The organism is Paenibacillus sp. KN14-4R, from assembly GCF_052180255.1.
Classification (GTDB): Bacteria; Bacillota; Bacilli; order Paenibacillales; family NBRC-103111; genus Paenibacillus_AM.
On the sequence record NZ_CP197466.1, the window covers coordinates 1911566 to 1932683 of the forward strand.

The 21118-nt window shown below is 42.3% G+C and carries 22 protein-coding genes; 20 read left to right on the top strand and 2 right to left on the bottom strand.

The features are described 5' to 3' along the window. Positions 1–87: 87 nt before the first annotated feature. From ACSBOP_RS09000 to ACSBOP_RS09085, 18 genes are all read left to right on the top strand, one after another. Positions 88–1140, top strand: a complete 1053-nt coding sequence (locus ACSBOP_RS09000; protein ID WP_442604075.1) for a M42 family metallopeptidase — start codon at positions 88–90, stop codon at positions 1138–1140. Continuing rightward, entirely contained in the window at positions 1137–3080 is a 1944-nt protein-coding gene (locus ACSBOP_RS09005) for an ABC-F family ATP-binding cassette domain-containing protein (RefSeq protein ID WP_442604076.1), read from the top strand. The genes ACSBOP_RS09000 and ACSBOP_RS09005 overlap by 4 nt, the downstream gene beginning before the upstream one ends. Positions 3081–3187: 107 nt before the next feature. Beyond that, complete coding sequence (locus ACSBOP_RS09010) at positions 3188–4801, top strand: ABC-F family ATP-binding cassette domain-containing protein (protein ID WP_442604077.1); 1614 nt, start codon at positions 3188–3190, stop codon at positions 4799–4801. 19 nt (positions 4802–4820) lie between these two features. Continuing rightward, entirely contained in the window at positions 4821–5351 is a 531-nt protein-coding gene (locus ACSBOP_RS09015; protein ID WP_442604078.1) for a hypothetical protein, read from the top strand. Between the two features lie 10 nt (positions 5352–5361). After that, a complete protein-coding gene (locus tag ACSBOP_RS09020) occupies positions 5362–5679 on the top strand; it encodes a thioredoxin family protein (RefSeq protein ID WP_442604079.1) in 318 nt (105 codons plus the stop codon). A gap of 34 nt (positions 5680–5713) precedes the next feature. Further along, positions 5714–6094 carry a sporulation phosphorelay system protein KapB gene (gene kapB / locus ACSBOP_RS09025; protein WP_442604080.1) on the top strand — a complete coding sequence of 127 codons (381 nt, stop codon included), beginning with the start codon at positions 5714–5716 and terminating at the stop codon, positions 6092–6094. 175 nt (positions 6095–6269) lie between these two features. Continuing rightward, positions 6270–7199, top strand: coding sequence for an ATP-binding cassette domain-containing protein (locus tag ACSBOP_RS09030; protein ID WP_442604081.1), 930 nt, complete (start codon positions 6270–6272; stop codon positions 7197–7199). A gap of 37 nt (positions 7200–7236) precedes the next feature. Then, the gene (locus ACSBOP_RS09035; RefSeq protein ID WP_442604082.1) at positions 7237–8385 is read left to right on the top strand and encodes an ABC transporter permease; all 1149 of its coding nucleotides are present in this window, start codon (positions 7237–7239) and stop codon (positions 8383–8385) included. Positions 8386–8579: 194 nt separating this feature from the next. Further along, entirely contained in the window at positions 8580–9635 is a 1056-nt protein-coding gene (locus ACSBOP_RS09040; protein ID WP_442604083.1) for a CotH kinase family protein, read from the top strand. Positions 9636–9738: 103 nt separating this feature from the next. Further along, positions 9739–10359, top strand: a complete 621-nt coding sequence (locus ACSBOP_RS09045) for a trimeric intracellular cation channel family protein (protein WP_442604084.1) — start codon at positions 9739–9741, stop codon at positions 10357–10359. Beyond that, positions 10356–10823, top strand: coding sequence for a hypothetical protein (locus ACSBOP_RS09050; RefSeq protein ID WP_442604085.1), 468 nt, complete (start codon positions 10356–10358; stop codon positions 10821–10823). Before ACSBOP_RS09045 ends, ACSBOP_RS09050 begins: the two co-directional genes overlap by 4 nt. A gap of 118 nt (positions 10824–10941) precedes the next feature. Next, on the top strand, positions 10942–12135 hold the full coding sequence (purT, locus tag ACSBOP_RS09055) for a formate-dependent phosphoribosylglycinamide formyltransferase (protein ID WP_442604086.1): 1194 nt from the start codon (positions 10942–10944) through the stop codon (positions 12133–12135). 4 nt (positions 12136–12139) lie between these two features. Continuing rightward, complete coding sequence (locus ACSBOP_RS09060) at positions 12140–12619, top strand: acyl-CoA thioesterase (RefSeq protein WP_442604087.1); 480 nt, start codon at positions 12140–12142, stop codon at positions 12617–12619. A gap of 172 nt (positions 12620–12791) precedes the next feature. Next, entirely contained in the window at positions 12792–13811 is a 1020-nt protein-coding gene (locus ACSBOP_RS09065; RefSeq protein ID WP_442604428.1) for a sulfate ABC transporter substrate-binding protein, read from the top strand. 22 nt (positions 13812–13833) lie between these two features. Continuing rightward, complete coding sequence (gene cysT, locus ACSBOP_RS09070) at positions 13834–14670, top strand: sulfate ABC transporter permease subunit CysT (RefSeq protein WP_442604088.1); 837 nt, start codon at positions 13834–13836, stop codon at positions 14668–14670. A 9-nt stretch (positions 14671–14679) separates the two neighbouring features. Then, positions 14680–15570 (top strand): sulfate ABC transporter permease subunit CysW, encoded by an 891-nt coding sequence (gene cysW, locus ACSBOP_RS09075; protein ID WP_442604089.1) that lies wholly within the window; start codon positions 14680–14682, stop codon positions 15568–15570. Then, entirely contained in the window at positions 15571–16641 is a 1071-nt protein-coding gene (locus ACSBOP_RS09080) for a sulfate/molybdate ABC transporter ATP-binding protein (protein ID WP_442604090.1), read from the top strand. Positions 16642–16819: 178 nt separating this feature from the next. Then, positions 16820–17764, top strand: a complete 945-nt coding sequence (locus ACSBOP_RS09085) for an alpha/beta hydrolase (RefSeq protein ID WP_442604091.1) — start codon at positions 16820–16822, stop codon at positions 17762–17764. Positions 17765–17851: 87 nt separating this feature from the next. Here ACSBOP_RS09085 and ACSBOP_RS09090 read toward each other — a convergent pair whose 3' ends face one another. Both ACSBOP_RS09090 and ACSBOP_RS09095 read right to left on the bottom strand, forming a co-directional pair. Then, positions 17852–18178 (bottom strand): hypothetical protein, encoded by a 327-nt coding sequence (locus tag ACSBOP_RS09090; protein ID WP_442604092.1) that lies wholly within the window; start codon positions 18176–18178, stop codon positions 17852–17854. 9 nt (positions 18179–18187) lie between these two features. Next, complete coding sequence (locus ACSBOP_RS09095; protein ID WP_442604093.1) at positions 18188–19045, bottom strand: DUF4097 family beta strand repeat-containing protein; 858 nt, start codon at positions 19043–19045, stop codon at positions 18188–18190. A 179-nt stretch (positions 19046–19224) separates the two neighbouring features. Here ACSBOP_RS09095 and ACSBOP_RS09100 point away from each other — a divergent pair, with 179 nt between their 5' ends. Together ACSBOP_RS09100 and ACSBOP_RS09105 are read left to right on the top strand one after the other, a co-directional pair. Continuing rightward, the gene (locus ACSBOP_RS09100) at positions 19225–19950 is read left to right on the top strand and encodes a winged helix-turn-helix domain-containing protein (RefSeq protein WP_442604094.1); all 726 of its coding nucleotides are present in this window, start codon (positions 19225–19227) and stop codon (positions 19948–19950) included. After that, positions 19947–21020 (top strand): sensor histidine kinase, encoded by a 1074-nt coding sequence (locus ACSBOP_RS09105; protein ID WP_442604095.1) that lies wholly within the window; start codon positions 19947–19949, stop codon positions 21018–21020. The genes ACSBOP_RS09100 and ACSBOP_RS09105 overlap by 4 nt, the downstream gene beginning before the upstream one ends. The last annotated feature ends 98 nt before the right edge of the window (positions 21021–21118 follow it).

Sequence of the window (21118 nt, forward strand, 5' to 3'; positions counted from 1 at the left end):
AAAATAAGGAAAACAGTGTAGTATCCATAAGTGAGACAGCACTGTTTTTTATTATGTAAAAAAGTGTGAATAGAGGGGATACTCGATATGAAAAATCCATTTGATCAAACTTATTTGCTTGAAATTTTGCAAGATTTATTAAATACACCAAGCCCAACAGGTTATTGTCACCACATTATAGATAAGGTTCGTCAAGAGACAGAGAAATTAGGATATACTTTCTCAACTACGAATAAAGGCGGCGGCGTCATTACGGTTCCAGGACTATCGAGTGAAGTACTTGGTATTTCTGCGCATGTCGATACATTAGGTGCAATGGTCCGTTCCATTAAATCATCTGGTCATCTGCGTCTAACTTCAATTGGTGGATACATGGCAAGTTCCATTGAGAATGAGTACTGCCAAGTGCATACACGTGATGGACGCACGATCGATGGTACGATTTTGACGACAAAACCATCCGTTCATGTCTATGGAGATGCTCGCGATATGAAGCGTGATGAAGCCGCTATGGAAGTGCGTTTGGATGAAATTGTGAATTCCAAAGCAGATGTAGAAGCACTAGGCATTCGTGTAGGAGATTTCGTATCTTTCGATCCGCGTGTGCAAATTAAACCGAATGGTTTTGTAAAATCCCGTCATCTAGACGATAAAGCGAGTGTTGCCGCGATTTTCGGTATGTTAGAGTGGCTAAAACGCGAAGAAATCGTACCACAGCGTACATTGAAAATTTTCATTACAACCTATGAAGAAGTAGGTCACGGTCTATCTCACTTGCCTGCTGAAGTAACAGAGCTTCTTGCAGTGGATATGGGCGCAATGGGGGATGACCTCAGTGGGAATGAACAGCAAGTATCGATCTGTGCCAAAGATTCCTCAGGTCCATATGACTATGCAATGACTTCTAGATTAATTGAGCTTGCTGAGCGTGATGGAATCGCTTATGCAATTGATATTTATCCATCCTATGGCTCGGATGCTTCTGCTGCACTTCGTGGAGGAAATGACATTCGTGCGGCCTTGATTGGTCCGGTTGTTCATGCTTCTCATGCGATGGAACGTACACATTTACATGCGATCCTGGGTACTGCTGGCTTGATAGCTGCATATGTAACAGATGCGGCGGTGACGTCGAAGTGAATATTTTGCAAGTGCTGAATGTATCGAAGAGCTATGGGGAAAAGGTGCTTTTTGATGATATCAGCTTTACCTTGAATGAAGGTCAACGAATTGGACTCATTGGGGTAAATGGAACTGGGAAGTCGACGTTACTTAAACTTTTAGCAGGTTTTGAAACAGCAGATAGCGGTAAACTGGAACATGCGAATCATTTTCGAGTAGAGTATTTATCACAAGATCCGCAATTGCCTAAAGGGGCAACTGTAATCGAAGCGATGTTCTCGGCCGATTCGGAACTGGCCACCGTAATCAATGAATATGAGCAGCGTCTTCGTGAGCTGGAAGTGAATCCGAACGATACCCATGCCCAAGAAAGATTACTCGTTGTGCAAGAGCGCATTGAGGTGCTTGGTGCTTGGGACGTGATGACTACGATGAAGACTGTTTTAACCAAGCTCGGCATTACCGATTTTGAAAAACAAGTGGATCAGATGTCAGGTGGGCAGCGCAAGCGTGTTGCCATGGCGCGTGCGCTTATTCAACCGGCTGATCTACTTATTCTGGATGAGCCTACGAACCATATTGATCACGCGACGGTAGAGTGGTTGGAAGACTATTTGCACAAATGGAAGAAAGCTCTACTTATCGTTACCCATGATCGATATTTCCTAGACCGTGTCACGAATCGAATTTTAGAGCTTGATAAGGGTAAAATGTACAGCTACGATGGCAATTACGCTTATTTCTTGGAAAAGAAAGCCGAGCGACTTGCGATGGAGGCTGCTATGGAAGACAAGCGGCAAAACCTGCTGCGCCGTGAGCTGGCTTGGCTTCACCGTGGTGCGAAAGCACGCACCACGAAGCAGAAGGCGCGCGTCGAGCGCGCCGAAGATTTACGGGACCGCAAAGTTGCCGGTCCCGATGACAAGCTGGACCTCGCGCTAAGCGGGTCCAGGCTAGGTCGCAAGGTGCTGGAAATTCAGCACCTGAACAAGAGCTATCACGGGCAGACGCTGATCCGTGATTTCAATTACATCGTGATGCCGAATGATCGTCTCGGCATCATCGGCGAGAACGGCAGCGGCAAATCGACGCTGCTGAATATGCTCGCTGGCCGCATCGAGCCCGATAGCGGGCTCATTGAAACGGGTCAAACCGTTAAGCTCGCCTACTATACGCAAGAAAATGCGGAGATGGACGAAGACATGCGTGCCATCGATTACATCAAGGAAGTCGCTGAAGTGATACGCACGGCAGATGGGGGTACAATCAGCGCGGGTCAAATGCTCGAACGGTTTCTTTTTACACCAAATCAGCAGTGGACACCGATCCGCAAACTCTCAGGAGGCGAGCGTCGTCGATTGTATTTATTACGTACCCTAATGGGAGAGCCGAATGTATTGTTCCTCGATGAGCCTACGAATGATCTGGATATCGAGACATTGACAATCCTTGAAGATTACTTGGATACCTTCCCAGGTGCAGTCATTACGGTATCTCATGATCGGTATTTCCTAGATCGTACTTGTACGCACTTGTTCTCATTCGAGGATAAGGGTCACTTAGAGCCTTACATCGGAACGTATTCCGAGTATCTTGAAGCTCGTAAGGAACGTGAAAGTACTACAACCTTGCAGAAAAGCGGAAATGCTTCAGATAAAAACACTTCCAACCCAAGCGCGAAATCAGCAATCCCATCCACTTCTGACTCCGATCGTCCTAAGTTACGCAAGCTGAGCTTCAAGGACCAGAAAGAATGGGATGGAATTGAGGACCTGATCGCTTCATTAGAAGCCAAATCCGAAGAGTTGAAGCAGCAGATTGATCAAGCTGGAAGTGACTCGATGCTTGTGCAGAAGCTGTTTGCAGAAGATGAAGAAGTCGCGCAGCAATTGGAACAGGCAATGGAACGTTGGACGATTTTGTCCGAGATGGTTGAAGAGATCGAGCGTAATAAATAAGCGATCAAGGAAATGTCGCTATCCGCTGCTTCTTGGAATGAGGAAGCAGCGGATAGCGTTTCGTGTTATAATAGAAGAAATTTTGAATAAGGGTGGTTCTTGAATTAATGATAACAGTAACAGATGTAACTTTAAGATATGGAAAGCGTGCGCTTTTCGAAGACGTAAATATTAAGTTTACGCCAGGCAATTGCTACGGCCTAATCGGTGCGAACGGTGCAGGTAAATCTACTTTCCTTAAAATTCTTTCCGGTGAAGTGGAGCAAAACAAAGGTGAAGTCCACATCCCTGCGAACGAACGTATGGCTGTTCTAAAGCAGAACCATTACGAATACGATGAGTTCCCAGTACTTGAGACAGTCATTATGGGACACGCGAAGTTGTATCAAATCATGAAGGAAAAAGACGCAATTTATGCGAAGCCTGATTTCAGTGATGAAGATGGTATGCGTGCTGCTGAGCTTGAGGGAGATTTTGCAGAGCTAGATGGTTGGCAGGCGGAGTCCGATGCAGCTGAATTGCTAATCGGTCTTGGTATTAATCGTGAATTGCATGATCAAAAAATGGCTGAGCTAAGTGGTAACGAGAAAGTCCGCGTATTGTTAGCGCAAGCGTTGTTCGGTAGCCCAAACATTCTACTACTCGATGAGCCTACCAACCATTTGGACATGGAATCCATTAAATGGTTAGAAAACTTCTTAGCACGGTACGAAGGTACTGTAATCGTAGTATCTCACGATCGTCACTTCTTGAACCAAGTATGTACGCATATTGCGGATATTGATTTTGGTAAAATCCAAATGTATGTGGGTAACTATGACTTCTGGTACCTATCTTCTCAATTGGCATTAAAGCTTGCACGTGAGCAGAACAAGAAAGTGGAAGAGAAACGTAAAGAGCTTGAAACGTTTATCGCACGTTTCTCCGCGAATGCTTCTAAATCCAAGCAAGCGACATCCCGTAAGAAAACACTCGAGAAGCTTACATTGGAAGATATTAAGCCATCTACTCGTAAATATCCGTTCATTAACTTTAAACCTGAGCGTGAAGCGGGTAAACAGCTTCTTGCAGTGGAAAATCTTTCGAAATCCATTGATGGTGAGTCAGTCCTTAATGACCTTACTTTCACAATCAACAAAGGCGACAAAATTGCTTTTGTAGGTCCGAATGGACTTGCGAAATCGACTCTTTTCAAAATTTTGATGAATGAGCTTGAAGCTGATGCTGGAACTTACACATGGGGTGTGACTACATCACAAGCGTATTTCCCGAAAGACGCTTCGGAATATTTTGACGTCGATATGAATCTGGTTGACTGGTTGCGTCAATACTCCAAAGATCAAGATGAGTCCTTCATTCGCGGCTTCCTTGGACGTATGTTGTTCTCAGGAGAAGAAGCTTTGAAGAAAGCGAATGTCTTGTCCGGGGGCGAGAAAGTTCGTTGTATGCTATCCAAAGTGATGTTGAGTTCTTCTAACGTTCTTTTGCTTGATGAGCCTACCAATCACTTGGACTTGGAATCCATTACGGCATTGAATAACGGTTTGGTTGATTTTGACGGTACACTCTTGTTCGTATCCCATGACCATGAGTTTGTACAGACAATCGCTACACGGATTATGGAAATTACACCTAAAGGTCTCATCGATAAGATGATGACTTATGATGAATATTTAGCAAGTGATGAAGTGAAAGCACTTCGTGAAAGCATGTACGCTTAAGTAAGCGAGGGATGTTCACATGTTCGATCCGACTATTTTTGATAATTTAAAAGTCGTCCTTGAAGGCGCTGTGTACGATCTTGATTTGGAGGGGACCATTCTGGTAACCTCCCGTCAAGACTTTGTTGATCTATCCAGTATGTCACGGACGTATCAGATTGGATTTGCAATGAAGGGTGATCAACCCGTTGCGTTCGCTGAACTGTCCCTACATGCATCTTTAAAGGACTTATCGGTTGAAATTCTTGAAAATGATTCCGAGCAAACAGGATGTACGCTGGGGATTAAGTTTCTAACACAAACCCGAGACCCACAAACCTTGTGCAACTTGATTGAGCAAGAGATGACTTTACAGTGGAGCGGTAGACCTAGCTTAGAGCAGACCATATCTTATACGCATGGAGCAGCTCAGCCTATGTTTACGATCATGGTGGCTCTTTCGTTCGGTAGAAAAGTGAATGAAGCGCACGTACAGGATTTTCCGGAACTGATTGATTACGCGGCTCGGAGTTTAGAATGGTTGACAGAACAAATTAGAATGCAAAATTAGGTGAATAAGGATGAGAGAGCTTGCTCTTACAGAAATTCAGCGCAAGCTGACGACGGAATCGGATGTATTCGCTCTATTCTTGTATAGTCCGCTTTGCGGAACGTGTCATGTTGCTCATCGTATGCTCGATGTCGTACTGATGATGGAACCTGAGCTTCCGCTTTTTAAAAGCAATATCAATCTCATACCGCAGCTATGCGAGGAGTGGCAAGTCACGTCTATCCCGAGTATTGTCATCTTGGAAAATGGTAATCTCGTAAACAAGTTCAATCGGATGGAATCCGTAGAGCGCCTCTTAATTGCTCTGCGACCTTTGTTATCCAAGTAACGCGAATTAACGATTTGAAAGAAGGCTACTGTTCATGTTAGAAGTTGGAGAAATCGTAACAGCAACTTATAAAACGGGTGAATACATCGGTGAGATTGCAGAACCTGCTGGAATGAGCAAAGTTGCGGTCAGAATACTTGCTGTACGCAAACATCCTGAGCAAGGGAACCTACATCAACCTCATCATGGTGGAGCGGTGATGTTTCATCAACGTAAGGCACTTGCTCATACGGAGATTGCACTTGTTCCTTTGTACGCAGTGGAGCGTTTTAACGGTGAAGTTCCTGACTACCAAACTTCGCTTCAAGCAGCTTTTGAACAAGTCGTTATGGAACTGAAAATGATGTCTACACAGTGGGCGGAGCGTTCGCTCCTTGAACTGGAAGATCTTCGCAAAGAATACAAATTTAATTAGGTCTTTCTCTTAATAACGATAGAGTGTAAAAATTCTATCGTTATTTTCTACGTTAAAAATATGGACTGATATACTGAATCATACTTGAGATGTATTGTTTTAATAAGTTATTTTACATATAATTTTTTATGGATAAAAGCGGTAAATTAAGAGATGAGTAGAGGGAGGAACTTCAATGTCACATAATGAATATGCATTTGAGATTCAGGGGTTAACGAAGCGTTACGGAACCCAAACAGCGCTTGAGAGCGTTGGATTTGCCGTGAAGAAAGGATCTTGTTTTGGCTTACTAGGTCCTAATGGAGCAGGGAAATCTACAACGATGAAGATATTAACTGGGATCATTCAAGCAGATAGTGGGAAAGTGGTAGTCCTGGGTCAGGAAATCCAATCAGAATCTGACTTGATTCGTAAACAGGTGGGTTATGTTCCACAAGAAATAACACTTTATGAGACACTTAGTGCCCATCAGAATCTAGTGTTTTTTGGTGAAATGTACGGTGTACGGGGTGCAGAATTAAAGGTACGTATTAAAGAAGTGCTTGAGCAGGTTGGATTGTCGGATCGGGCCAATGATGCGGTCAAGACATTCTCTGGCGGGATGAAACGTCGTATTAACATCGCAGCAGCACTCTTACATCGTCCCAAGCTTGTGATTCTAGATGAGCCAACTGTAGGGATTGATCCACAGTCACGTAATCATATTTTTGAAATGATTCGTCAACTGCGAGATCAAGGAATTACGATTGTATATTCGACTCATTACATGGAAGAAGTGGAAGCATTATGTGATGATATTGCGATTATTGATCACGGCAAAGTTGTGATCCAGGGCAGCCTAGATGAACTGCTTCATCAATATGCAACGAGAGCGATCTATGTGGAGATAGAAGGCAGTGAGGAGCCTCCAAAGCTTACGAGAACGAAGAACATGATAGCACAAGATCGTGGATGGATTGTAGAAACAGATGAGGTGCTCCCAGCACTACAAGAGATGAGTCAAGCTTTAATCGAACGTGGGGATATCGTGAAATCGTTAGAAATATTACGGCCTTCATTAGAAAGTGTATTTTTATCTTTAACCGGCACATCGCTTCGGGATTAAGTAGTACCTAATTGATACATAAAGGAGCCCTTAATCGATGATTAAGAATATGATTCGGAAAGAAATTTTATTATTATTGCGTGAAAAAGGAACCTTTTTTTGGTTAATCATACTGCCAATTTTATTCATCCTAATCTTCGCTTCAATTCTCGGCAATCAGGTAGATACGATCAAGGTCCGTTATTATGATGCGGATCAAAGTAAAAGCTCACAAGAACTGGTAACAGGTCTGAAGGAGTTAAAAGGTTTCGATGTTGTGATGGATGACAAGGTGCCACTTGAAGAGCAGATTGAAAAAATTAAGTCTGGAAAAACGACTTCTTTATTAGTTATTCCAAAAGGTTATGAACAGACGCTTAAAGCTGCTCAGAAGCCAGCTGAATTAGAATTTTATCGGGATGTAACTGCGGATACAGCTGTTGCGCCAATTAAAAGCGTGCTACAAAATGTCTCATACAACTATAGAGAAGTGAAATTGCAAGGTGAGCTGAAGAAGACTGGCAAGTCAGATAGTGAAGTGACGGCGGCTATGGCGTCTCCTTTTACAATTAGAGAAATGAAGGAAGATGTTAAGAAGGTAGATATCATCTCTCAAGTCGTGCCAGGCTATACGGTTATGTTCGTATTCTTCATTCTGATTACGATGGTACGCCGTTTGATCAAAGATAAGGAATCTGGCATGCTTTCTCGATTACGCAGCACAACGATGAAGCCTGTTCAATATCTAATCGGCATGTGGGTTCCTAACATGCTGGTTGTCATTGTTCAATGTGCAGTTTTGCTATTATTCGGTAAGTTTGTATACGGAATGAACATTGGGAATCCAATTGCAATGGCTTTGATCGTTCTTTGTTTATCTTTTTGTGCAACTGGAATTGGCCTAGCGCTTTCGATGATTGCCAAGAGCGAGAACCAAGGTATGGGGTTCACACAAATCATCACCATGGGCGGTGCAATTTTAGGAGGACTGTGGTTCCCTATTGATTTTATGCCGTCCTTTGCACAGATTATTGGTAAATTTACACCTCAATATTGGGCCCAACAGGCTTTTCAAGATGTAATCATTCGTGGATCGAATATGGGTGGCGTATGGGTCAATCTTGTTATATTAGTGGGAATTGGAATATTAGGTTTATTAATAGCAACTGCTAGATTTAAAAAGTTTGTTACGAGTGCAACGAGCTAGATTCGAATAGTATAGAGATTGACGGAGGCAGATAGAGCACATTCTATCTGTCTTTTTATTGGAGAAAAAGCTTCATAACCTTAGTGTCGTGCCGTGACCGCGATGAATGAAGTAGAATACTGTAGGTTTATAAAGTGCCTATCGCAAATTGATAGGCTTTTTTACTTGGTTTATCAAAGTGAGGTTGATGACGGATGGTGCTACCAGTCTATCATATTAAAGTGAGTCAAAATGTGCTGGCACAGCTTCAGAAGGATGTTTGGAGTAATACATTTGTTCCTGCTTTTATCATGAAGAATGGACGGTCCGAATCAATTCGAATTCGGTACCGAGGCGGTCATACACGTGACTATCCGAAAAAGTCTTATGAAATAATAACGAAAAATAAACGCATACATCTGAATGCAGAGTATGATGATCCTTCCATGATTCGCAATGCACTTTCCTTTTATTTTTTTGAACAAATTGGGGTGCCGAGTCCTAAAACTAGACACTGTCAGGTGATGATGAATGGTGAGAGTTTAGGGGTATATCTTGAGATCGAAGCAGTAGATCGTCAATTTTTCAATCGCAGGCATATTGCGGTTCAATCTTTGATGTATGCGGTGAATGAAAATGCGAATTTCGACACAAAAGTAGGGGAGTCACAGCGACCCAAATATAGTTTATTTGATGGATACAAGTTGATGATGGGGAAAGATCGAGATCGACAGCATTTCAAATTATTTATTTCGCAAATTAATCAACTTCATTATCGATTATTGAAAAGTTATTTAGCTGAAAAGCTAGATGTGAACAATTATTTATTGTGGCTAGCTGGCGCTGTATTAACAGGTAATTATGATGGTTTTGATCAAAATTATGCTTTCTACCGCCATCAAACGAAAGGATTTTATCGGATTATCCCTTGGGACTATGAAGGAACTTGGGGAAGGAATTGTTATGGGCGACCACGTGAAAGTAATTTAGTTCATGTGATGGGATATAATTTTTTAACCAAGCGAGTGCTTGATATCCCGTCGTATCGCAAGAAGTATAAGAAGATACTTACTCATCTATTAAATACTCATTTCACATTAGTTAATATAGAACCTATTATCAATCAGATGTATGATCGTATATCATCTGCTATTGCTAATGATTCAACTCGTAAATGGTCGATTTTTATTTTTGAACAGGAGCCTGAAATGATAAAGAATTATATCATAAGCCGAAGAATAGATGTCTTACAAGCTTTATCCAAACTTTGAATATATAAAATAGACACAAACATTTTGATTGCGTAGCTAGATGACTCATTCTATAATGGAATGGCTAATTGATAGAGACATAGGACTGGAGCGGGCAGACACAATGGATTGGGAGATTTTAAGTATGATTGGCACGATTGCCTTTGCCCTCAGCGGAGCAGTCATTGCCATGGAAGAGGAGTACGATATTTTAGGCGTTTATGTATTGGGCTTGGTAACGGCGTTCGGAGGCGGAGTAATACGAAATGCACTAATCGAATTGCCGATGAGCTTGTTATGGCAGCAAGGCTTGTACTTTAAAATCGCACTCATTAGTATTACAATTGTATTTATTGTTCCAAGGCGTTACATTACGCACTGGCGGACAATGTGGGACCCATTAACTGATGCGATTGGATTATCGGCTTTCGCGATTCAAGGGGCAATCTACGCGACGAATAAGGGTTTGCCGATTTCTGCAGTCATTGTAGCTGCAATGTTAACGGGTATTGGCGGCGGCATGATCCGCGATGTGCTAGCTGCACGTAAACCTCTTGTTCTGAGAGATGAGATCTATGCGGTGTGGGGATTGTTAGCTGGGTTATGTATTGGATTTGGATGGCAACAAAATGCGCTGATGCTGCTCTTGCTCTTTATTCTGATTGTGGGTCTTAGAATGGTGTCATTACATTATAAATGGAAGCTACCGCGCCGTTCATTGCGCGAGAAAGCGAGGGTCCAATGAATTCGTTTCAAGATGAAGTGAAGATTGATGCAAGTCAACTTGAAGAGCGTGTCCAAATCGTCAAAGAACTGCTTGATGTAAATCATGAATACTATTCTGTCGTAAAAGATAGCTTTACTGGCGAGCATTACTTACATTACGCCTACATGCATCTGAATGTAGTAGAGGCTGGTAGTGAAGAGCAGTTTCATCATCTCATGCCGATCAATGAAGAGGATGTCATGGGACTTTTATTTGGTGAACAACCTTATTCCTATCCAAAATATTGGACAAGATCTTTTTTGCGTAATGGACCATCCGGTTATTATGTATGGTTTGATCCTACTTTTGAAGCAGAGCAAGACAAGAATGAACAAATCGGTGAAGGAATTATTACAAAACTGCGAGAATTCAAGCAATCTGGTTCGATGAATGAGGATGCGGTTCGTCGTTTGCTCGATGAATTAGATAAAGCGGGGCAATAAGGGGGAGAGTCTATTTGCTAGACTCTTCTTCTTGCATATAGGGTGTGTTCAAAAAGTCTAGCGAAGGAGCACTTTTTGGAACACTCAAAGATAAGTTTATCAGGGAGGGTTTTCATTTATGTATGGTGCACCACTTTCAGCTCAAGCGAAGAAAATATTACTACTAGGTTCAGGTGAATTAGGGAAAGAAGTTATTATTGAAGCACAGCGCTTAGGCATTGAAACAATTGCAGTGGATCGTTATGAGCATGCGCCTGCGATGCATGTTGCCCATCGTTCTTATGTGATCCCAATGCTTGATGAAGAAAAGCTGCGTGAAGTTCTGATAAAAGAACAACCTGATTTGATCGTTCCAGAAATTGAAGCGATCGCAACGAACGTACTTGTCGAGTTAGAGCAAGAAGGTTTCCGCGTCATACCAACGGCGAACGCTTCGAAATTGACAATGGACCGCGAAGGGATTCGCCGTATGGCAGCAGAGACATTAGGATTACGTACAGCCCAATACGCTTTTGCTGATTCGTTAAATGAACTGCAAACGGCGATTGCACAAATTGGTACACCATGTGTGATTAAACCAATCATGAGTTCATCAGGTAAAGGTCAGAGTGTTTGCCGCTCCATGGATGACGCGGCAAAATGTTGGGAAATCGCGATGGAAGGCGGACGTGCGAAGAAAACAAGAGTAATCGTGGAGCAATTCGTTAAATTCGAATCCGAGATTACACTGTTAACTGTTCGCTCCATCTCAGGAACAACTTTCTGTGCGCCAATTGGCCATGTTCAACAAGATGGTGATTATATTACTTCTTGGCAGCCACACGCGATGAGCGAGGAACAAATTGCAGAGGCACAGCATATCGCGGCGCAAATAACGGAAGCACTAGGTGGTTATGGACTTTATGGGGTGGAACTATTCCTTGCTGAAGATGGTGTTTATTTCAGTGAAGTATCCCCGCGTCCGCACGATACAGGAATGGTGACGATGGTCACACAGGATTTATCAGAATTCGCTCTTCATGTTCGAGCGATTCTCGGGTTTCCAATTCCAGAGATTCGAATGATTGCCCCAGGCGCCTCGCATACATTGAAAGCGACAAGGGAAACTAGTCATTATACGATTTCGGGTGTTGAACAAGCCCTGTCTCTACCTCACACACAAGTAAGAATTTTTGGGAAACCAGAGACAAAAGTAGGTCGTCGTATGGCGGTTGCACTCGCGACTGCAAATACGGTTGAAGAAGCGCTGCAGACGGCTGCTAAAGCTGCTGGATATCTGCAAGTGCACGATGAAGAAGAAGGAGTGGAATAATATCATGACAACGAAGCATCCAAGTGAATCTCGCTCTATCGTGACTGAGCTAATCATGCCTGGTCAGACAAATTACCATGGGACTGTTTTTGGTGGACAGCTTTTTCATTCCGTTGATTCAATTGCGTCGATTGCAGCAATGCGTCATAGCAATGGGGGGGTTGTTACGGCTTCCTGTGAAGCACTGCAATTTCTTTGCCCGGTAAACATCGGCGAAGCAATCGAAATTACAGCAGCTGTCATTTGGACACACCGTTCTTCAATGGAATTGTATGTTACTGGCATTGCGGAGAATTTATTTACAGGTGAAAAAAGGAATGCACTTACCGCCCATTTGATATTTGTGGCACTTGATGAAAAAGGGAAGTCTAGACCCGTTCCTCAAATTGTCCCTGAAACGGAAGAAGAACAACGTTTATTCAAGCTTGGCGAAGCCAGATACGCTGAGCGTAAACGCAAAATCGATGAAGAACGTCTGAAGTAATCTAGCCCTAAAAAAAACCTCTTTTTCCATCTTTGGTGGAGAAGGAGGTTTTTTTGTGTCCACAGCCCATCCACTTTCATAGGCTAATGCTATGTGGCCCAATCAAGTAGCAATTAAGGGGGTGTCGGTAATCAAGAATGTGAAACTGGGTGTATGGAGTGGGAAAAAATGGATGGTTATTCCCTTGATCGTTCTATTGGCATTAACAATTGCGGCATGCGGGTACTCATCGGCCCCAAGCCAATCATCAAAACCACTTGAACTAATTAATGTTTCTTATGACCCAACACGTGAATTTTATCAGAGCTTCAATCAAGCTTTCGAAGCGTATTGGAAACAGCAGCACAATCAGACTGTTGTGTTTAGGCAATCCCACGGGGGGTCTGGCAAACAAGCAAGGACCGTGATTGACGGTCTTCAAGCCGATGTTGTTACTTTGGCACTAGAAAATGATATTAATCAGATTAAGAAAGCAGGACTGATTCAAGGAAATTGGCAATCGCGATTACCGGACCGCTCAGCTCCATACACTTCTACAATTGTATTTCTTGTGCGCAAGGGGAATCCGAAAGCGATTCATGATTGGGCGGATTTGATCAGGCCGGGGATTGATGTCATAACCCCAAATCCCAAAACATCGGGGGGTGCGCGCTGGAACTATATGGCAGCATGGGGGTATGCACTTCGAACGAATAAGGGAAGTGAAGATAAGGCGAAGGACTTTGTCACGTCCCTTTACCGCAATGTCAAAGTCCTTGGAACGGGTGCACGAGATTCAACTACGACCTTTGTTGAACAAGGTATAGGCGATGTATTGATTACGTGGGAAAACGAAGCGATGTTAACTACAGCGGATGTTGGTAAAGATGACTATGAAATTGTACTGCCATCCATGTCCATTTTGGCAGAACCGCCGGTTGCAGTTGTAGATAAAGTGGTCGATAAGAAGGGGACTCGTGAGGTAGCAGAAGCTTACTTGCAATATTTGTATACGAAAGAAGGTCAGACGCTTGCAGCTCAGCATTATTTTCGACCAACAATGCCAGAAGTAGTCGAACAATTTCGCAATACGTTTCCAAGAATTCCTTTATTTCGAATCGATGATCCCGATATAGGTGGATGGGATCAAGTTCAGAAAAAGCATTTTAGTGATAATGGAGTCTTTGATTCTATTTATAAGTTATCGAAGTGAAGTGAACAAGGAGTTGTGAAGTATGGCTAAGCAAGCAAAAAGACGCTCAATATTACCTGGTTTTGGCTTATCCCTTGGTTTTACACTGTTATACCTAGGGATGCTTGTCCTGATCCCTCTTTCGACCGTATTTATCACCTCATCTGGGATGTCATGGTCAGATTTTTGGCTTACCGTCACAAGTGACCGTGTAGTGGCCTCCTATCAATTGAGTTTTGGCACGGCTTTAATAGCAGCTGCGGCAAATGCTGTTTTCGGATTTATCGTTGCATGGGTACTGGTCAGATACTCTTTTCCTGGGAAAAAGATTCTTGATGCACTTGTAGATATGCCTTTCGCACTACCAACAGCTGTAGCGGGTATTGCTTTAACCTCTTTGTACTCACAACATGGCTTCATGGGTAGAATCTTAGAACCGATGGGAATCCATGTCGCTTTCACACCTTTGGGAATTATAGTTGCTCTTACATTTATTGGAATTCCGTTTGTCGTACGCACACTTCAACCTGTTATACAAGAGTTGGATCTTGAGGTGGAGGAAGCAGCCGTAAGTTTAGGAGCAACACGCTTTCGGACATTTGTAAAAGTAATCTTCCCTTCATTGATTCCACCTCTTTTAACTGGATTTACACTCGCTTTTGCAAGAGGCATTGGAGAATATGGCTCAATCGTATTTATCTCGGGTAACATGCCGCTTAAGACCGAAATTACACCGCTTTTTATCATGACGAAATTAGAGCAATACGATTATGCAGGAGCAACCTCTATTGCACTTGTTATGCTCATCTTTTCTTTCATTTTATTACTTCTTGGTAATTATTTACAATGGCGCGCAGGAAGGCGCGTTACGCTGGGTTAGGGGGTTAACATGTCGAATCAACTTACTTCTGAGCTTCGAATATCACCTGCAATCAGACGTCCCCATTTAAGTGAGTCACCAGCTATTCGTGTGCTATTAATTGGTGTTACGTTAGTGTTCTTAATCCTATTACTCGTGCTGCCTCTGATAACCATTTTCATTCAAGCGTTCTCCAAAGGGGTATGGGTGTATTTCGCTTCCCTCTTAGATCCAGACGCAATGTCCGCAATCCGTCTTACATTGACTGTAGCTTTGATTGCAGTACCGATGAATGTATTGTTTGGCTTGTCTGCTGCTTGGCTCGTCTCGAAATTTAAATTTCGAGGCAAAAGTATTTTGCTCACGCTCATTGATTTACCTTTTGCCGTGTCTCCGGTAATCGCAGGTCTTGTGTTTATCTTATTATTCGGAGGTCGAGGTTGGTTTGGGCCGTGGCTGGCGGATCATAATATTCAGATCATTTTTACACTATCAGGAATGGTTATTGCTACGATTTTTGTGACAAGTCCACTTGTTGCCCGTGAGTTGATTCCATTAATGCAGACTCAAGGTACACAAGAAGAAGAGGCAGCTGCATCATTAGGTGCAAAAGGTTGGCGAATTTTCTTTCGAGTTACACTTCCGAATATTAAATGGGGTCTTTTGTATGGAATTATATTATGTAATGCCAGGGCCATGGGGGAATTTGGGGCAGTATCTGTGGTATCCGGGCATATTAGCGGGTTGACGAATACGATTCCATTGCATATACAAATCTTGTACAACGAATACCAGTTTGCCGCATCATTTGCAGTTGCGTCATTACTCGTTTTACTTGCAGTAATTACATTGATAGTAAAAAGTGTTTTTGAATGGAAGTATCATGGACATGGAATTCACAAAGAAAGTGGGGAACGTTAGATGCAGATCGAAGTTCGGTCTCTGCGCAAAAGCTTTGGGGGGTTCCAAGCGGCAAGAGATGTGTCTTTTGAGATAGAAAAGGGACAGTTAATCGGCTTTTTAGGTCCGAGTGGCGGTGGGAAAACGACCATGCTGCGTATGCTTGCAGGACTGGAGCAACCAGATGAAGGTGATATTTACTTTGAAGGTCTACGGGTGAATGACTTGACCCCACAACAGCGCCACATTGGATTTGTTTTCCAAAATTATGCTTTATTTAAGCATATGAATGTGTTTGAGAACATTGCGTTCGGTCTTCGAGTCCAAAAATGTACAAAGAAAGAAATTACGATGAGGGTTCAGGAACTGCTTGAACTAACGGGGTTATCCGGTTTAGAGAAACGTTTACCTCATCAGTTATCAGGTGGTCAGAAGCAGCGGGTTGCATTTGCACGTGCACTTGCGCCTCAGCCCCGGGTACTATTACTTGATGAGCCATTCGCAGCTATTGATGCCAAAGTACGGAAGGAATTGAGAAGTTGGTTAAAAGAAACGATTGAGCGTGTCGGAATTACGACGATTTTTGTAACACATGATCAAGAGGAAGCGATTGAGGTTGCCGATGAAATCATGATAATCAATCATGGTTCTATCGTTCAAAAAGGCAGTCCTTATGAGATTTATAAAAACCCACTGACACCATTTGTGGCTGAATTTATCGGCGATTCCACTGTACTAGGGGATATTTCCTATTTACGCGGTTTTGAACACGTCGAAGGCGATGCGATAATACGACCGGAATTTGTTGAAATTGGCAATGAAGATGAAATTTCTTGTCTCCATGCAGCGGAGCTCGGAATCGTACGTAATGTTTGTTTTCGCGGCACGAGTTGGCAGATTGAACTTGAAGTTCGCAGTCACGTACTTGTCGCTTATCGCTCCTTAGAGAAAGAAATGCTTGAGCCGGGTTGTGAAGTATATGTACTGATTCACCGTGTATATGTGTTTAATGAAGTGAAATCAGGTGCGGTTGAGAATACATGCAAGCACGTAAAGGTGAAACCCCCCGTATTAATTAGCAATATCCGTTAAAGAGTAGCTTGCAAGCATCATGTATTTGGCTGTTTCGCATCTTGGGATTTTAGAATGCGAAGCAGCTAAGCACAAGGTGATCAGAGAAACAGTAGCCAGTAGGAATTGTAACCTAATTCTGCGCATATGTGGTAAAATAAAAAAGATTAGCTTATGCAGAATGTGAGGGAATGATTCAATGATTACAGAAAAATTTACTTTTATGGATCCACAAAATAATGATATATTCGTTTATTGTTGGAAGCCTGAGGCTGAAGTAGAACCTCGTGGTGTCGTACAAATCGCACATGGTATGGCAGAACATGCCTACCGTTACAAAGAGCTTGCTAAGCAATTAACGGCAGCTGGGTATTTTGTCTTTGCCAATGACCATAGGGGTCATGGCCGCACCGCCCTTTCTCCAGATGATTACGGTTATATTGGATATGACGGGTTCTATTGGATGGTTCATAATCTAGGGCAATTATCGGAACTGATTCGCGATCGACATAAGGACCTACCTCTTATTCTTATGGGGCATTCCATGGGTTCTTTTATGGTGCAAAAATATATGTATACATATCCAGAAAATGTAGATGCCTTTATTTTATCTGGAACCAATGGGAAGCAATCGTCACTTCAGCTATCACTTGGAATCATGCTGGCTCGTATGCAATCAAAGCGCAAAGGTGAGCGTCATCGTAGCCTGCTCATGAACTCATTATCTTTCGGAAGTTTTAATCGTAGTTTTAAACCGAATCGTACGGAATTTGACTGGCTCTCTCGTGATGAAGAGATCGTGGATCAGTATATCGATGACCCGATGACCGGTTCTGTATTTACAGCAGCCTTTTTCCGCGATTTCCTCTCTACCTTAAAAGAATTGCACAAACGTAAAAATATGGACCGTATTCCGCGAGATAAGCCTGTATACATTTTTGCAGGAGATAAAGACCCTGTTGGGGGAAATGGTAAGGGAATATTAGATTTGGTAGCGCGATACAACAAGCTAGGTCTAACGAATTTCAGCTATAAACTGTACCCGGAAGCGCGCCATGAAACCCTTAATGAAATTAATCGCGAGGAAGTAATGAAGGATTTAATAGAAAAAATAAATGAAATGGTTGATAGCATTACGGCGTAACAAACAAACTCCCTTCACATTGAACTTAAAGTTCAAGGTTGTAAGGGAGTTTGTTTGTTGATGTTGATAGGATTGATATCATCCATATTATCGGGATCGGAACCAAGTGCGTAAGTTCCAGATATAAAAACGTCTAATTAAGTGTCTCATCGGCTGCATCAATAAATATACAGCAATGAGAAGAAGAATACCGAACCCACATATCGTAATCGAGAGGAAGAATTCAGATCCAATAAACATACCAGCAAGCATAAAATCAATTACCGCGATTAAGGGTGCGCTCGTTGCAATAAGAGCACTTAAACCTAAGCAAAAGTATATGGCTAATATAACAATACTAAGTGGCAGCGTGAAAACAATATGAAAGAGTATAAAGCCAATTAATCGGGGGAATGGAACATATCGTTTATTCACTTAATCACCTTACCTTTGAATGACCGTGATATTACCCACGTCCGAATGCACTTTAATGATATCTTTGGTCAATCCAGCTGATTTGGGCTCTGTAATTTGACCAAGATTCGTTTTTAAATCAAAACTTCCCTGAAATCGGCCGGGTAAATTGACTGTAACACTGCCGACAGAAGTCTCAATTTGGGTGGAAGCTGGAGAGTCTTGAAACAAATTAACTTCACCAGAGCGTGTTAATATGTTGGAATCACCGGACATGTGATCAATATCAACGTTGCCGCTGCTAGTAATCGCATAGAGCTTGCCATTTATCTTATTGCCCGTGATGATTCCCATATCGGTTTGAGCTTTAACTGCAAGTGCCGTTAGATTGCTTAAGGTTATTCCACCAAGTGCGGTATGAATTTCAGCGTTTTTCACAGATACATTGTTTAAGACAACATTTCCGTTATCTGCTGTCACTTTGAGATTTGAAATCTGCGCTTGATCGGTTAATGCTACAGTTACTTGATGATGGAGAGACGTTTCTGTTAGTTGCACATGAAGGAGTCCAATATTTTTCTCGACTTTAGAATTGATCTCTAGTTTTTTGTTCGATATGGTGGCACCTTGAATTTGATTGATTGCTTTTTTGGGCGCATTGCCTTTAATTTCAATATAGTTCGTCCCATTTGTGCTTTTTGTAAATTGAATAACAGATCCATAATTGCTATTAATAATTAATTGATCGAGTTCGTCAGCGTTAAAAAGCCACTTGCGCTCATAGTGAACTGCCGGTTCTTCTTCACTAAATTGAAATCCATAACAGAGCATACCCGCGACACCAACAACAATTAACCATACGGCCGTCCAGACTAGCTTTTTTATCATGGTTTATGCGTCCTTTCCGTGGGAGTGCTATGCTATCCTGATTATTTCCTACGTTTCCACGGTTTGATACATCTTGTCACAAATGTTTGCTGCCAAGCCCTTGTGTAGACTGTGTATATCACTTATCGTAACACTAGTATGAACAAAATGAAAGTTAACACAGTCAGCGAGGGATATGGATGTATCGGATTCTAATTGTTGAAGATGAAGAAAAAATTGCAGTGATTATGCAAGAAATGCTTCAAAAATTCGGCTATGAAGCAGTACGCGCGACTCAATTTCGTGATTTGAAAAATGAATATATGAAGGCTCAGCCTCATTTAGTGCTTCTGGATATTAATTTACCTTTTTACGATGGATACTATTGGTGCAGGCAAATCCGTACGGTATCGAATGTTCCGATTCTTTTTGTATCTGCCCGTTCAGGGGAAATGGATCAGGTGATGGCGATTGAAAATGGCGGAGATGATTACTTATGCAAGCCTTTCTCTCTCGAAGTAGTGTTAGCCAAAGTAAAAGGTGCGCTGCGCCGTGCATACGGTGAGTATGCGGCTGTTTCATCCGCTACAAGAGAAATTATCGAATATGGTGATTTACAACTGCATATTGCGAAGCAGCAACTTATCTATGGCAGTAAAACCGTTGATCTGTCCAAGAATGAAAGTCTTCTCGTGCAATGCCTGATAGAAAATGGTGGTTATATTGTTGGACGAGAGCAGTTATTAGAAGCGCTATGGGACGATTTGACGTTTGTGGATGACAATACATTAACGGTGAATGTAACGCGTGTACGTAAAAAGTTAGAGGAGATCGGACTTGCTCACAGTATTGAAACCGTGCGGGGTCAGGGTTACCGCTTTGAAATTTCCCAACAAGGCGAGGATCAGGAGTTGGCTCGTTCATGAGTTTTTGGCGGTTTATTTCGGATCGAATCTTATATATATGTGCTTTTTATATGGCGGCAATCTTAATGTTACTTGTCGTGTGGCTCGCATTCTCTCAACAATTCACTCCAATTGGATGGGAAAATATCACTTACATGTTCCTCCTATGTACAGCTGTGGTTGTCGTTACATTAGTCATAGACTGGCTAAGGCAGTATCGTTATTTTGAATCGATTAAACGGGCTATCGAACACGAAAACTCACTGGAGGCAAGCGTACTGTTATTACCACCCGTCACGAATGAACAGGCGCAGATTCATGCTTATATACGAAAGGGCAATAAAACATATACCGAAGAATTACTTCGTTTAAGCAAAAGACAGGAGCTGCAGCAGCATTTTACAAATCAGTGGGTGCACCATATGAAAACGCCAGTATCTGTAATTGAACTGTTAAATGAACAAGCATCAATTACAGAAATGAATGAAGAACAAGGTCTATTATGGAAAAGCGTCGCTGAAGAAAATGTAAGGTTAGCGCATGGTTTAGATATGATGCTGCATACCGCTCGTCTCGATAAATTCGAGCTTGATCTTCATGTTCGTCGGTTGCCACTGGAGAAAATTGTTCGTGAAATCATTCATTCATATAAAAAGTCATGTATTCGTGATGCTGTTTTTCCTAAAATTGAGGCACCTTTAGAGACTTACATAGAAAGTGATGAGAAATGGCTGCGCTTGATTATTAACCAGCTTGTATCAAATGCTATTAAATATTGTCGTAAGCTACCAGGAAGTAAAACCTTACATTTTATAATTGAACAAGACTCCCAAGAAGTTCGTTTGCGTGTACGAGATGAAGGAATCGGGATTGCATCACATGATCTGCCACGCGTGTATGATGCCTTTTTTACAGGTGAAAATGGACGGACATCCAGTGAATCAACAGGCATGGGGCTATTCTTAGCTAAACAAGTTTGTGAACGACTGGGACATCAAATCGAAATTCAGTCAGAGCTTGGCAAGGGAACGGAGGTTACGTTAACATTTACTTCGTCCACATTTCATAAAGCGTACATGACAACTTTGTAAGGTTCACTCGTAGAATGAAAGGAAATTCGATGGGTAGTCGTGGATCAATCCTCTATACTAAATTCATAACCACAACAGGTAACGAAATGAATGGAGGA